The sequence below is a fragment of the Algoriphagus algorifonticola genome, from assembly GCF_007655305.1.
Taxonomy (GTDB): Bacteria; Bacteroidota; Bacteroidia; order Cytophagales; family Cyclobacteriaceae; genus Algoriphagus; species Algoriphagus algorifonticola.
The window spans coordinates 37,510-51,674 of record NZ_VLOG01000021.1; the positions used below are offsets into that span (position 1 = coordinate 37,510).

Below are 14,165 nucleotides of genomic sequence, written 5' to 3' on the forward strand. Positions count from 1 at the left end.
TTGGAAAGATGTTTCAATGATTAGTTCAGTTTGACAAATTGGATGTTTTTAATTCTGCGTATTTTTCTAAAATCAGGATATAATCCAAGATTCCCTTTTCAATCTCTTGTATGTAAATAAATTCATCAGCGGTGTGAGATCTAGCAGAATCCCCAGGTCCAATTTTGATGGAAGGATAGGGGATTAAGGCCTGATCTGAAAGCGTTGGGCTGCCGTAGGTGTCCATACCTAGTTTGATTCCAACTGTCAGTATGGGATGTTTTTGAGGAACCTTAGAGCTTTGAAGTCGGAGAGATCTAGGCTTGAGTTCTGCATTGAGATTCTCCTTTAATTCTTCCAATGCCTCTTCTAAAGTATAAGCATCAGTAACTCTCACATCGAGTGTATATTCGCAAGTATCGGGGACAACATTATGCTGTGTACCGGAATGAATGATAGTTGCTGAGACTTTAGACTTACCAAGAAATTTGGAAGTTCTTTTGAACCTGAAGTCCCTGATTTTCTGCAAATCATTGACCGCTAAATAAATAGCATTGATACCTTCTTCTCTTGCTGCATGCCCTGCCTTACCTTTCACAGTGGCATCGATCACCATCAAACCTTTTTCAGCAATAGCCATTTTCATCAGAGTGGGTTCACCGACTATAGCCAATTCAGCTTCTGGTAAGATAGGGACTAGAGATTCTATTCCATTTTTACCTGAAATCTCTTCTTCTGCAGATGCTATCAATAGAATATTAAATGGCATCTCTTTTCCCACAAAATGAAGAAAGCAGGCAATTATGCTTACTAAAGGCCCTCCCGCATCATTTGATCCTAAGCCAAAAAGTTTACCATCTTCAATAATGGGAGAAAATGGATCCTTGGTATATCCTGCGTTTGGTCTAACAGTATCATGGTGGGAATTAAGCCAAATAGTGGGTTTATCAGGATCAACCCCATTGGCATAAGCCATTATGTTATTATACTTTCTTTCAAATTCAATTTCCTTTTTGATAAGAAAGCGGCTAAGCAATGTAGCAGTATCTTCCTCTTGCTTGCTGTAGGAAGGTGTAGCTATTAAATCTTTTAGCAACTGAATGCAATCCTGAACGATGCTATCCTGAATTTCCATTAAAAAAGATCGTATTTATGGCTTTCTATAATTGTTCCTGAAAGTTTGCCTTTAGTGGAAAGCAATAAATTCTCCGCCTTTCCAATCCAAACATGATGTACTCCTTTATGAAGCGCTGCAAAGGCATTGTCCAATTTAGGTATCATTCCTGAATGGATGACATTTTCCTGCTTGAGTTCAGCATAAATGTCTTCATTGATTCTGGGGATAATTGAAGATTCATTCTTCTCGTCGATCAAAACGCCGCTTTTGTTAAAGCAAAAATAAAGCTTGACCTCATGGTCTTTTGCAAGACTGGTTGCCAATGCAGAAGCAATGCTATCAGCATTGGTATTAAGCAATTGTCCTTTCCGATCATGGGTAATAGCATTCAGCACAGGAACTAGACCTCCAATCAATAAGTGCTTTATCAAATCTGTATCAACTTCTTCAATATCACCTACATATCCGTAATCAATTCCTTTGACAGGTCTCTTTTTGGAACGGATAATATTACCATCTGCTCCACTCATTCCAATGCCATTGACATGTCGAGCCTGAAGTTTTGCTACGATATTTTTATTGATGAGTCCAGCATAAACCATAGTGACCACATCGAGAGTATCCTTGTCTGTAATCCTTCTTCCATCCACCATTTCAGGCATCACTCCCAGAGATTCACCAAACCTCGAAGCCATAATACCTCCACCATGAACCAGGATTTTATGACCAGGAAACTTGGCAAATTGCCCCAAAAACTCATCGAGTTTTTCCGGAAAATCGATCACATTTCCGCCGATTTTAATTACACTGATTTTCATAGGCTTGAGTATATACTATCCTAATATATGGCTTATCACGGATTGAGCAGCATAAATTCTGTTTTCTGCCTGCCTCTGAACCAAAGATCTTGAGCCATCCAAAATCTCATCAGAAAGTTCCAAGTTCCGTCTTACTGGCAAACAATGCATCACCTTGGCATCAGGTGCATTTTTCAAATGCCTTTCAGTCAGCATCCATTTAGGATCCGTGGAAAGGATTTTCCCATAATCGTTGAAGGAAGACCAGTTTTTAACGTACACAAAGTCTGCATCTTCCAATGCTCTTGACTGATCATGCTCGATTTTCGCACCTTGAGTGAACATAGGGTCAAGTTCGTATCCCTCAGGATGGGTGATCGTTAAATCATGGCCCATACCCAAAGTCCATTCAGCAAAACTATTTGCAACCGCATGAGGAATAGCTTTAATATGGGGCGCCCAGGTTAATACAACCTTTGGCTTTTTTATATTTTCTAAATTTTCCTGAATAGTAATCTGATCTGCTAAACTCTGTAAAGGATGCCTAATCGCTGACTCCAGACTGATAACAGGCTTACCGGAATATTTCACAAACTGCCCAAAGGCAAAATCATTGATATCTTCTTCTCTATTGGTTAACGTCGGAAAAGCCCTGATTGCCAACATATCAAAATAGGAACCCAAGACTCCTGCTGCATCTTTGATATGCTCGACAGTACCTTTATTCATGATAGCACCTTCCTTCATTTCCAATGCCCAACCTTCCTTATCCATATTTAGGACTATGGGTTCCATTCCGAGGTTTTGGGCTGCCAGTTGGGTAGAAACTCGAGTTCTTAAAGAAGGATTTAAAAAAATACATCCGATCCTTTTTCCAGTTCCTTTAGAAATATCTTTTCTGGGATCAGCTTTGTAGGATAAGGCTGATTCAATCAGTTTGGATCCCAGTTCTTTAGATTCAAATTTGGTGAAGTGATTTAATTCAGAATTCATTGAAAAAGGTTAATTACTTAGGATTTCTTTTATTGCGACTATAAACGAATTTAACTGATTCCATTCAATGGACAAGGGTGGTAGAAGACGAATAGTCTGTTTATTTGCAGCAGAACCAGTAAAAATTTTGTATTTAGATACTAATTCAGAACGAACAGGTCCTGCATCCCTATCTAAATCAATTCCAATCATCAAGCCTTTTCCCCTGACTTCCTGAATCTGTGGGATGGCTTTTAGCTCTTCTATCAATTTGTCACCTAGCTCCAAGGCTTTGTTTTGCAATCCCTCTTTTTCAATAACTTCCAAAACAGCTAATCCAGCAGCACAGGCTAAATGATTCCCTCCAAAAGTGGTTCCTAGCAAGCCATAACTTGATTTGAATTCAGGGGAAATAAGCAGACCCCCAATAGGAAATCCATTTCCCATTCCCTTAGCCATGGTAATCAAATCAGGCATCAATCCCTCTACCCACTGATGAGCGAAAAAACGGCCAGTTCGACTAAACCCAGATTGTACTTCATCCAAAATCAGCTTAGCCCCATAAGCTTTGCAAAGCTTATCCAATCCCTTCAAAAAGGATGAAGAAGGTACTTGAATTCCACCAACGCCCTGAATGCCTTCGATGATTATTCCAGCGATGGATTCTGATTTTAAAAGCTCCTCAGTAGCATCCAAATCCCCAAAAGGAAGAATATGGAAATCGGATCTTTCATTGCAGGGAGCAACAATTTTTGGATTATCTGTCAAAGCCACCGCTCCGGAGGTTCTACCATGAAATGAACCAGAATAAGCAATAAAACCTGATTTTCCAGTTGCGAAGGAGGCCATTTTGATCGCATTTTCATTCGCTTCAGCTCCTGAGTTGCACAAGAATAATTGGTACTGGTGCAAGCAAGACAATTCTCCCAACTTAGCTGCATAGGCTTTTTGGATTGGGATCTGAATAGAGTTTGAATAAAATGCAATTTGATTCAATTGATCCTGAATCCTCTTCACATAATGCGGATGTGTATGCCCGATAGAAATTACTGCATGACCACCATACAAATCCAAATATTGATTTCCTTCATCATCCCAAAGTTTTGACCCCTCTGCCTTAGCGATAGTCACTGGAATTAGGGGATATACATCAAATAAATTCATTCTGTTTTTGATTGATTAAAAGCTTCGAGTAATCAAAGCTTTGTTGGGTCTTTACTTTTAGAAGGCAATAGATTTTAAATTCAGTCCGGTTTTTTCATCCAATCCAAAAGCCAGATTGAAATTTTGAACTGCCTGGCCGGATGCTCCTTTCAACAAATTATCAATGGCGGAATAGATTACCAATTGCCCTTCTTGCTTTTGAACATGAAGAATACATTTATTAGTATTTACGGCCTGCTTCAAATCAATATCTTGCTCCGAAACGAAAGTAAAAGCTGCATCCTGATAAAATTCCTGATAGGCCTTTAATGCCTCATCCTGAGTTCCCTCAAATGGAAAGTAAGCCGTAATCCAGATTCCTCTGGAAAAATTCCCCCGATAAGGCACAAACAGTATCTCCGAATCATAAAAGGAATTAATCTGACTGAAGGTCTGCTTGATTTCTTTCAAATGCTGATGATTGAAGAGCTTATAGACAGACATATTGCCTGTTCTATAACTGAAATGAGATGTTTCTGCTAGCTTTTTGCCCGCCCCGGTACTTCCAGTAATTCCTGATACATGCAAGGTTTCTTTTACCCAACCTTTTGAAATAGCCGGAAGTAAAGCCAATTGAATGCCTGTGGCAAAACAACCAGGATTAGCAATTCTTTTTGAGGATTGAATTCGATTTTTGTTTATTTCAGGAAGTCCATAAATAAACCCATTAGACTCATCTCTAAAGTCAGTGGATAAGTCTATGATTACTGTTTGATCAGAAAAGGAATGATTTTCTAAAAAGCCCTTTGTTTCACCATGCGGAAGCCCTAGGAATACAGCTTCTATTCCTTCTGTTTGAACTTGATCTGTAAATACCAAATCACAATCTCCAATTAGATCAGGATGAACAGAAGTTACTGGCAGACCTTTTTGACTATTAGAATGCACATAGACCAATTCACACTGAGGATGATTAACCAGTAATCTCAGGAGCTCTCCACCAGTATATCCTGCTGCACCAATTATGGCTGTTTTGATTTTAGTCATTTCCGGAATTTACTTGATGAAAAATAGCTGTTTGATTTCCTAGTATTCTGGTAAAGCCTTTTACATCCTCACCAGTATAGCCTTTGTTCATTTCTCCGTAGCTACCGAACTTATTGGACATCAAGTCGTGAGCAGACTGTATCCCTAATAGCGTAAAACGGTAAGGCTGCAACAATACTCTGACATCACCACTCACAAACTCTTGAGTACTTTGCATAAATGCTTCCAGGTTTCTCATGACAGGATCTAAATAATGCCCTTCATGCAAGTGGTTTCCATAAAACTCAGCCTGCTGATTTTTCCAGAAAAGCTGCCACTTAGTTAAGGTGTGTTTCTCCAAAAGTTGATGAGCCTTAATAATGATCAAAGGCGCTGCTGCTTCAAAGCCAACCCTTCCTTTAATCCCAATAATCGTGTCACCAACGTGAATATCACGTCCAATTCCAAATGGGGCTGCCAAGGCCTGAACCTTCTGAATAGCGTCTACGGGATTATCAAATTGCTCACCATTGACTCCCTTAAGCTCACCTTGAACGAAAGTCAATTTTATTTCTTTTGCTTCTTTTTCAGTCGCTTGTGTAGGCCAAGCTTCTTCCGGTAAATATTCGGATGAAGTCAATGTCTCTTTTCCACCTACAGAAGTTCCCCAAATACCCTTATTGATAGAATAAGCAGCTTTTTCAAAGTTCATAGAAACTCCGTGCTTCTTCAGGTATTCAATTTCTTCCTGGCGCGAAAGTTTCAGATCACGAATAGGGGTGATGATTTCAATATCAGGAACAATCGTCTGAAAAATCATGTCAAATCTTACCTGATCATTTCCGGCACCTGTGGATCCATGTGCAACAGCTTTAGCTCCGATAGATTTGGCATATTCAGCCAATGATTTTGCCTGCAAAATTCTCTCAGCAGAAACAGATAGGGGATAGGTCTGGTTTTTTAATACATTCCCAAATACCAGATACTTGATAACCTCTTGGTAATAAGTATCAACTACTTCCAATATTTTAAATGAAGCGATTCCCAGACTTTTTGCCCTGCTTTCAATTGCCTGAAGCTCTTCAGGAGAAAAGCCTCCGGTATTTACCAAAACCGAATGAACTTCATAGCCTAAATCCTTGGATAGATGTAAGGCACAGAATGTGGTATCAAGGCCTCCGCTATAAGCTAAAACAACTTTTTTCATAAGATAAGGGGTTCCAAATAGGTTTGAGATGATTAAAGGAAAATGCTTGTTGCTGCGTTTTTGGTTTTATTCAGCTTGAGCATCACATATTTTTTTAATCTGACCCAGCGGTCAAATAATTTGATTTTCTTTTTAAAATCTTGTCTTAAAGCCAATTCTGCCATTTGATTTTTCTTGGCATGTGGATCATAAAGCAAGGCTGTACAAAGACAGTTTTGTCTGTTTTTAGCCATCAAAATCTCATAATTGATACAGCTCTGACACCCCTTCCAGAATTCATTATCATCTGTCAGGTCAGAATAAGAAACAGGGATATAGCCCAACTCAGAATTGATTTTCATTACAGCAGCTCCTGTAGTCAATCCGAAAATTTTGGAATCGGGATATTTCAAACGGCTTAATTTGAAAATCTCCTGCTTGATTTTTCTAGCAAGCCCATATTTTCTGAATTCAGGAGAAACTATAAGCCCTGAATTGGCCACATACTTTCCATGTCCCCAAGCTTCAATATAACAAAAGCCCGCCCAAACTCCGTCTGAAGTTAGAGCAATGATTGCTTTCCCTTCATCCATCTTGGTTTCTATATAGGCTGGACTTCTTTTTGCTATTCCTGTTCCACGAGCTTTGGCTGAATTAGCCATCTCGTCAGTGATCACCTCAGAATAGATTTTGTGAGAAGGGTCTGCAACAAGGATTTTAAATGAAATTTCTTCCATGGCTTTAGGCATGAATTGAAAATCCGATAGGCCGGATTGGTTTTAATAAATGATTAAGAGGGAAAATTTGCCGGGGTAGTTTTCCGCGTAGGAAAACCAGAAATACTACAGGGTCAAACCCTGAAAAAGAACCTGTGCCTCCTAGATGGAGAAAAAAGTAAATTCGCAGCAAGACACACCGTTAGTGGTAACGTGTTATTGGTTCTTGGCGCTATTTTTACAGTGTTAATCATTTGAATAAGGTCGCAAAGTTGAATGCTTTGAAAAGGAATTGCAAGAAAATTTTTCAAAAATTTAAAATTTCTTGAACTTCTTTAAAAATGACATAGGCAAACAAGCCTTTCTTCCCTCTTATCCTAAATTACCAAATATTATTTGGCATTTATTCTAAGTATTTCCTGATAAAGTTCTGATAGCCAGTACAAATTGATCCAACTCTTTTTCGGAAGTATACACATTCGGAGAAATTCTGCATCCTTTTACTCCGGCACCATCTATTGCAACTGTAAATATTTGAAAATCCTCAATCAGACGTTTGGCCAAATCAGCAGGCTTCATGCTTTCAATTCCTACATTAGCGATAGCACAGGACCTTTGGATTGCTTGAGGTGTATTGACTTGAACATTGGGGAGATCTCTGACTTGATCCGACCAATAGCGCTGAATATATCTCAAGCGATCCTCTTTCCTTTTACTACCTATTTTATTGTGGAATTCAATCGCATTAATCACAGCCAAGTCAGTTGCTACTGGATGGGTTCCTGTATGGTTTAAATTGAGAATTCCTTCTCTATCCAATTCATAAGGTGCCAATAAAGGCTTTATTTTACTGGATTTCCCCTTTTTGACATAAAGAAGTCCAGCACCTAGAGGTACACTTAGCCATTTATGAAGGCTACTTCCGTAGTAGTCACATCCCAGCTCATTCATATTAAACTGGAAATGCCCAACAGCATGAGCCCCATCCACCATTACTTCCACGCCATGCGAATGAGCCATATCACATATTTTTTTAATAGGAAGAATATGGCCGGTAATATTCACAATATGAGGAACCATCATCAATTTGGTGGAAGGAGTAATGGCTTGCTCATACACTGCTACGACCTCTTCATCTGTCTCTGGGTGCATGGGTATATCTATTTTTTTGACCTTGACACCGTGTCTCCTAGATGCTAATTCAAACATATTCAGCATACTCCCATAATCCTGATTGGACATGATGGCTTCATCTCCAGAATTCCATGGAAAACCAGAAATAATCAAGTCAAGGGATTCGGTAGTGTTTCTGGTAATTACAACTTCCTCAGGAGATGCACCTACCAATTCGGCCAGCATGGCTGCACTTTTGGCTTTATTTTCCCATTGAACAGTCCTCATATAGTGGGAGCCTTGGTAATTTACTTCCCGGATATGAGCTATATACTTTTCCAAAGTTTCCTCCGGTAAAAAACAATAGTACCCATTTTCCAAATTGATATAATCTGGTTTGAGTTTATATCCAGCTCTGATCTGTTCCCACAAAGAGGCAGACTCAAAGTCAATCTCAGTTAATCCCTTTTTTTGAGCTTTAACAGAAAATATAGATCCGGAAGAAATCCCTAAAAAGGCTAAGGATTTTAGAAATGCGCGTTTGTTCATAGGGTATTTCTTAAAGGATATAGCTGATAATCCAGATAAAAAGAAGGAGTAGGGCAACCCAGGTGATCCAAGGAGATCTTTTTGGAAATTCAAACTGACAGATGGGACAAACTTTTGCTTTCTCATCTATTTCCATGGCACATGAGGGACATTCTTTCTTTTTCAAAATGGCTAGCGAACTCTTTTGATTCAAATTTGATTTCTACCAGTAATTAAGTCAAAATCTATGAAAATTGAAATCTGGTCGGACATCGTTTGTCCTTTCTGCTATATCGGTAAAAGAAAATTGGAAAGAGCTTTAAGCAAATTTCCCCATCAAAACTCCATTGAAATAGAATGGAAAAGCTTCCAATTGAATCCTGATGAGAAAACTAACCCTTCCATCTCCACTATTGAGAATTTGGCGAAAAACAAAGGTTGGTCAATGACTCAAGCTAATGAAGCTGTTTCTTATGTTAAAAACATGGCCGCTCAAGAGGGTTTGGTCTTTAATTATGACAAGACAGTGGTTGCCAATACGAAGAATGGGCATCGTTTGATTCACTTAGCTCAGCAGCAGGAAAAAGGAGACCAAATGAAGGAGCGATTACTGCAAGCTTACTTCACTGACGGTCTCAATATAGACGATGCGAATACCTTGGCTGCTTTGGGAAAAGAAGTAGGACTCGATGAAAAAGCTATTCTGGAAATGCTATCTAGCGATCAACTGTTTGAAGATGTAGAAAAAGACATCTATGAATCTAGATTGATAGGAGTAAGCGGGGTTCCTTTCTTTGTTTTTGACAGGAAGTTTGGAATCTCCGGTGCGCAGCCTGATGAGGTATTTGATCAAACTTTAGAAAAGGCATGGACTGAATACTCCAAAGAAAACAATCCTATTATCATGAATTCAGCTGATTCAGGAGATTGCTGCGATATTGAAGGTAATTGTTAAAAAATTAGCCGTTTCATCAATCGTGAAATAGTATTGATGAAACGGCTTTGTTATCTCTACCAAACTCCCTGGGTTTTCATACGAAGGGTGTAAACAGCATCCATGGCAGTAATAAACAGCGTTTTTCTGTCCAATGAGCCAAAAACTACATTCGCGGTCCATTTTGCAGGTACGGGGATATGAGCGATTTTTTCTCCTTTTCTGTCAAAAACAGTTACCCCATCGCCAGTTAGGTATAAATTTCCTCGGCTATCTATAGTCATTCCATCAGAACCCATTTCGCAGAAAAGTTCTTTATTGGTTAAATAACCGTCTTCCCGAATCTCATATTTATAGGTTTTTTTATCCCCAATATCTGCTACATAGAGATATTTGCCATCTGGAGAACCCACGATCCCGTTTGGTTTCACCAGGTCCTCTGCAACCCGAAATAACTCCGCTCTATCTTCGGATAAGAAATAAACATGCTCTCCATCTTGTTCCATTTCTTTTCCTCTAATGCCTTCCCAATAGGGTCTTACGTACAAAGGGTCAGTGAAGAACAAACCTCCTTTTGGTCTAACCCAAAGGTCATTGGGTCCATTCAATTTTTTTCCTTTAAAAGCCGAGATTAAAATCTGCACATCTCCATCAGAGTCAATAGACCAAAGTTGATTGTCTTCATCAGCACAAGTCAGAAGGTTTCCATCAAGCATGAAATACATTCCATTTGATCTACCCGCTTCATCTTTAAAAAGTGAAACTTCATTCGAAATTGCATTCCATTTGTAGATTTTATTATTGGGCTGATCAGTGAAGAATACGTCTCCAAAGCGATTAACTGCAGGGCCTTCCGTAAATGAAAAACCGTCTTGTACTTTCACCAACTCGGCCCCTTTTTCTACGATTCCTCTTTTATCTTCTATTTGAGCTTGCACATGGATGATACTTAGAGAGTAGGCTAAAGCTGAGCCCAACAGCATTTTTTTGGTCAAATTCATAATTGAATATTATTTTCTTTCCATGGCCACGACAATGACGTCTAAATCTTTGCTGTAAGCCAGTCTTGAAATATTTTGATGTGTTTCGGTTTGAATGGTACCCAGAAGAGACCAATTCTTTTCATTCCACTTGCGAATGTAAAGAGAATTTCCTCTTCCCATCAACAAGGTTTTTTTATCCAGCCAAATGAAATCCTGAGATCCTGCAAGGCTTAATCCTAAATCACCTTTTTCTTGGGATTCCAAATCCATATACTTTAACTCAAAGGCCTCTCCATCAGGTTGCTTAGCAGAAATATCTCTAGACAAATAGGTGATTTGAGAGGTTTTTGGCCTTTTTTTAATGGATCTTCCTACATTTTCATCTATTTCTAACAAATCATTTCGGCCCTTGGCATAGATCAATTGATTGGGATTTCCCAATACAAACATGGCAGCCTTATTATCATACCAATCGTAATAGCCTACCGGTTCAATATCATCATAAAGCAATTCCGGTTCTCCAAAATTGGTTGGATACAACCATATTCTTTGCTTTTTATCTGGCTCAGTTACCACCGCTGCTATATATTGACCACAATCTGTGATCGAGGGTGAAAATTCACTTCTATCAGCAGTCTTGGTCAGGTTGGTAAATTTTCCATTTTCAAAATTATAAACGATAATATCATGATTTCCTTTATCGTCAGCTGCTGAAAAAACCAATTGATACTCATTGATAAAAGAGGGTTGATTATCGTATTCTTTTCGGTCAGTTATTGCCTTTTCAGATCCACTGATTAGCTGAATCTTATTTCCTTTCCCTTTGGTGCTGATTTGCCACAAGTCGAAAGAGGTTTGGGCAAATAGGGAAGAACAGGTGATTAGGAGAATTAATGCGGTAGGGTAAATTTTTTTATTCATTGATTTTACTTTCTCAGCCAACCAAATTACAAAATGAAGGTTAGAATGCTGTGGATAAATTAAAGCTTTATACAAATTCAAATTTTCAGGCGCTGAGAGGTCAAGGGGACCCATTAGCAGATGAAGCAGTGAAAAGTCTTGTATCCAGACCTGAGGGGATTGAAATTATTAATTCATGGGAAGAAATTCCTGAAGAAATTCCAGAGATTTTCGACGCTGCTGTTCAAAAATATTTCAATTTCTTCAATTCCTCAACGGAGCACTACGATCTAGAAGTATTAAAAAAAGGCCAATTATTTTTTGAGAAAAAAGGGGATAGTTATTTAGGAATGCTTGGTTTTTATTCCTTGCCCTATTGTTATGCTTTTGCAGATGGAGCCGAAGTGCTGGTAAGATCTAACCGGATTGTCAATCAGATAGGAGAGAGGTTGGGCGAAACTGCTGTTTTCCTTATGGATATCTTCGCCCCGGGGGCGTTTTATGAGGATAAGAAGGCGATTTTAACTTGTGCTAAGGTCAGATTGATTCATGCATTTAGCAGATATTTTGTAGAAGCTTATGCAAAAGACTGGGATCCAAAATTTGGGAAGCCAGTTAATCAGGAAGATATGCTGGGTACAAATTTAGCCTTCTCCTATATTGTCTTGAGAGGTTTGATCAAAATGGGCAGAAGAATAGACAGGGAAGAAAGTGAAGCCATACTAGCCTACTGGAAGTGGATTGGTTATTTAATCGGCCTAGAGACTAAAAATTGGCCAAATTCCGCAAGGGAGGCAATTGAAGTAGATCGACTGATAAGAAAAAGACAATTGAGGGCTTCTAATGCAGGCAAGCAGTTAATTCAGGCTTTAATTTCCTATTACAAGAAATCTATTCCAGAACCATTATTAACAGAAAGAGTCGAAGATATTTTGTATTTCTTTTTGGGAAAAGAAGCCTCAGATGCCTTGGGGATAGTACCAAAAAATCAATTGGAAGGAGGGATTTTGGGCTTAATTTTCCAATATTCCGGATGGAAATCCTATGGAGGAAAAAAGAGCTATGCTTCCATTCGAAGAATGATGGAGCAACAACAGAAAGAACAGTTTGGAAAGGTGATGAAAATCCAATTACCTGTGCGAAACCGTTCATAAACGAACACTTTTTTGTACGAATATCAGGCAAGAAAAGAGAGTAATAGCCCTTTAAAGGCTTTTTGAACAGGATTTGTCTACTGGCACCTTTTTCGTACTTTACTGATCATGAAAGAAATCAGCAAACGGTTCAGCAGACTACCTCTTGAGCTTTTCTTTTGGATAGGAAGTATCATCGCAATTTTGATGATAGATCCCTCATCGGCTAATCACTTCAGCCTATGTCCTTTAGAAAATTTAGGAATCACCTGGTGTCCCGGATGTGGTCTAGGAAGAGCAATGAATCTTCTCGCGCGGGGAGAGTTTGAAGCCTCCTGGTCCATGCATCCACTAGCCATGTTGGCTTATGTGGTGATTCTTTCTAGAATTTGGAATTTGATTAAAAACCTAAAAACAACACACAATTATGGCTAATGTATTGAGACATCTTCCTGAATTGGAAGGGATGGAACTTGGATATATCCAGGGCTTGATGAAGAATATGGATGAAGATCAGGCTTCTCTATTTGCACAAGTTTACAGAGCAAGAAGAAAAGACTCCCAAATGATTCTAATCCTTACGCTTCTTGGATTCTTTGGATTTGCCGGATTACACCGTTTTATATTGGGTCAAATTGGATTGGGTATACTCTATATCTTGACAGTAGGACTTTGTTTCATCGGTACTATTGTGGATTTGGTAAACTATAAAAGTTTGGCTTATGAGTATAATGTAAAAATGGCTCATGAAACTTTGGCCATGCTATCCAATTCTTATCCGAATATCATAGAGGATAAATAATTAAACTTGATTACCACTTAACACCAACCTGAGAGCCTTGACGAAAGTCAGGGCTTTTTTTTACCAATTTTCATCAGAATTCATTTCCTCATCAACGGAATTCAGCTCCCAAGAAATGCTGGAATTCGGATTTTTAAGCAGGTGAAAGGCTGACAAAATTTTTCCAGCCTCTTGTAATTCCTCGAAAGAGGCCTGCTGAAAATGAATGGGAATTTGATATAAATTACCGTCTTTGGCTTCAAAAGGTGGGGCAACATCAGAATTAAAAAAATAAGGCCAAAGCGTCTTAGCACAGGAAATTCCCCACCGATCAATAGCAAATTCAGCCTGGTAAGAATTTAATCGCTCATTGATTTCTTCAAAAAAGCGATTGGTTTCACCTAATCTGATTCTGGAACCAGCTCTAGATTTACCTTTGGTTTTCAAATACTTGATTTGAGACTTTCCCTGTTTTTGTCGAACCATGTAAGCTCTAAAAACCTTATGATCAATCAATTCTCCCTGATGAAAAAGTCCAGTCACCGCTTGTCCCGCCCGAATTGCTACCAGAGCAGCCCGAAAATCATCATATTGCTTTAAGCGGGCTCCATCCCATTTCTGATCCCAAGGCAGAAAAACTTTAGCTTCCCAAGAATCCTCTCCTTCAAGGATAAGTTGGTGTTTTTCTGAATTATAAGATTTTTGCCAACTTTTAGCCTCTGCCAATCCCAACAGCTTTTCAAACTGGGAAAAAGTAAGTATTTCGGAATTGGGTATTTTCATCTGTTTATAAATTGTTTTTCAGTGGTCAGATGGAATCCCTGCCTGCGGCAGGCAGGTCGCACCGGTTCCCCGAT

15 protein-coding genes are annotated in these 14,165 nt (G+C 38.9%); 4 read left to right on the forward strand and 11 right to left on the reverse strand.

What is annotated here, in order from left to right; genetic code table 11:
• Window positions 1–25: 25 nt before the first annotated feature.
• From FL972_RS05100 to FL972_RS05135, 8 genes are all read right to left on the reverse strand, one after another.
• On the reverse strand, window positions 26–1,114 hold the full coding sequence (locus FL972_RS05100; protein ID WP_144604006.1) for a M20/M25/M40 family metallo-hydrolase: 1,089 nt from the start codon (window positions 1,112–1,114) through the stop codon (window positions 26–28).
• Entirely contained in the window at window positions 1,114–1,914 is an 801-nt protein-coding gene (gene argB / locus FL972_RS05105; protein WP_144604007.1) for an acetylglutamate kinase, read from the reverse strand. The genes FL972_RS05100 and argB overlap by 1 nt, the downstream gene beginning before the upstream one ends.
• Before the next feature lie 15 nt (window positions 1,915–1,929).
• Window positions 1,930–2,886, reverse strand: a complete 957-nt coding sequence (locus tag FL972_RS05110) for a Rossmann-fold NAD(P)-binding domain-containing protein (RefSeq protein ID WP_144604008.1) — start codon at window positions 2,884–2,886, stop codon at window positions 1,930–1,932.
• Window positions 2,887–2,895: 9 nt separating this feature from the next.
• Entirely contained in the window at window positions 2,896–4,029 is a 1,134-nt protein-coding gene (locus FL972_RS05115; protein WP_144604009.1) for an aspartate aminotransferase family protein, read from the reverse strand.
• A gap of 57 nt (window positions 4,030–4,086) precedes the next feature.
• Window positions 4,087–5,055 (reverse strand): N-acetyl-gamma-glutamyl-phosphate reductase, encoded by a 969-nt coding sequence (gene argC / locus FL972_RS05120; protein WP_144604010.1) that lies wholly within the window; start codon window positions 5,053–5,055, stop codon window positions 4,087–4,089.
• Window positions 5,048–6,241, reverse strand: a complete 1,194-nt coding sequence (locus FL972_RS05125) for an argininosuccinate synthase (protein ID WP_144604011.1) — start codon at window positions 6,239–6,241, stop codon at window positions 5,048–5,050. Before FL972_RS05125 ends, argC begins: the two co-directional genes overlap by 8 nt.
• A gap of 32 nt (window positions 6,242–6,273) precedes the next feature.
• Window positions 6,274–6,957, reverse strand: coding sequence for a GNAT family N-acetyltransferase (locus tag FL972_RS05130; protein ID WP_144604051.1), 684 nt, complete (start codon window positions 6,955–6,957; stop codon window positions 6,274–6,276).
• Between the two features lie 387 nt (window positions 6,958–7,344).
• On the reverse strand, window positions 7,345–8,598 hold the full coding sequence (locus tag FL972_RS05135; protein ID WP_144604012.1) for an aminotransferase class V-fold PLP-dependent enzyme: 1,254 nt from the start codon (window positions 8,596–8,598) through the stop codon (window positions 7,345–7,347).
• Window positions 8,599–8,824: 226 nt separating this feature from the next.
• Here FL972_RS05135 and FL972_RS05145 point away from each other — a divergent pair, with 226 nt between their 5' ends.
• Window positions 8,825–9,532: a DsbA family oxidoreductase gene (locus FL972_RS05145; protein WP_144604013.1), complete on the forward strand. Its 708-nt coding sequence runs from the start codon at window positions 8,825–8,827 to the stop codon at window positions 9,530–9,532.
• A gap of 56 nt (window positions 9,533–9,588) precedes the next feature.
• On the opposite strand, the gene FL972_RS05150 is transcribed toward FL972_RS05145, so the two are convergent.
• Both FL972_RS05150 and FL972_RS05155 read right to left on the reverse strand, forming a co-directional pair.
• Complete coding sequence (locus FL972_RS05150; RefSeq protein ID WP_144604014.1) at window positions 9,589–10,512, reverse strand: SMP-30/gluconolactonase/LRE family protein; 924 nt, start codon at window positions 10,510–10,512, stop codon at window positions 9,589–9,591.
• A gap of 9 nt (window positions 10,513–10,521) precedes the next feature.
• Window positions 10,522–11,415 carry a TolB-like translocation protein gene (locus tag FL972_RS05155; protein WP_144604015.1) on the reverse strand — a complete coding sequence of 298 codons (894 nt, stop codon included), beginning with the start codon at window positions 11,413–11,415 and terminating at the stop codon, window positions 10,522–10,524.
• Window positions 11,416–11,465: 50 nt separating this feature from the next.
• Between FL972_RS05155 and FL972_RS05160 the strand changes: the two genes are divergently transcribed.
• The 3 genes from FL972_RS05160 to FL972_RS05170 all read left to right on the forward strand — a co-directional run bounded on the left by FL972_RS05160 (window position 11,466) and on the right by FL972_RS05170 (window position 13,329).
• Window positions 11,466–12,548 carry an oxygenase MpaB family protein gene (locus FL972_RS05160; protein WP_144604016.1) on the forward strand — a complete coding sequence of 361 codons (1,083 nt, stop codon included), beginning with the start codon at window positions 11,466–11,468 and terminating at the stop codon, window positions 12,546–12,548.
• A 108-nt stretch (window positions 12,549–12,656) separates the two neighbouring features.
• Window positions 12,657–12,962: a DUF2752 domain-containing protein gene (locus FL972_RS05165; RefSeq protein ID WP_091650804.1), complete on the forward strand. Its 306-nt coding sequence runs from the start codon at window positions 12,657–12,659 to the stop codon at window positions 12,960–12,962.
• On the forward strand, window positions 12,955–13,329 hold the full coding sequence (locus FL972_RS05170) for a TM2 domain-containing protein (RefSeq protein WP_091650801.1): 375 nt from the start codon (window positions 12,955–12,957) through the stop codon (window positions 13,327–13,329). Before FL972_RS05165 ends, FL972_RS05170 begins: the two co-directional genes overlap by 8 nt.
• A 60-nt stretch (window positions 13,330–13,389) precedes the next feature.
• On the opposite strand, the gene FL972_RS19370 is transcribed toward FL972_RS05170, so the two are convergent.
• A complete protein-coding gene (locus tag FL972_RS19370) occupies window positions 13,390–14,091 on the reverse strand; it encodes a hypothetical protein (RefSeq protein ID WP_186300005.1) in 702 nt (233 codons plus the stop codon).
• Window positions 14,092–14,165 lie beyond the last annotated feature (74 nt).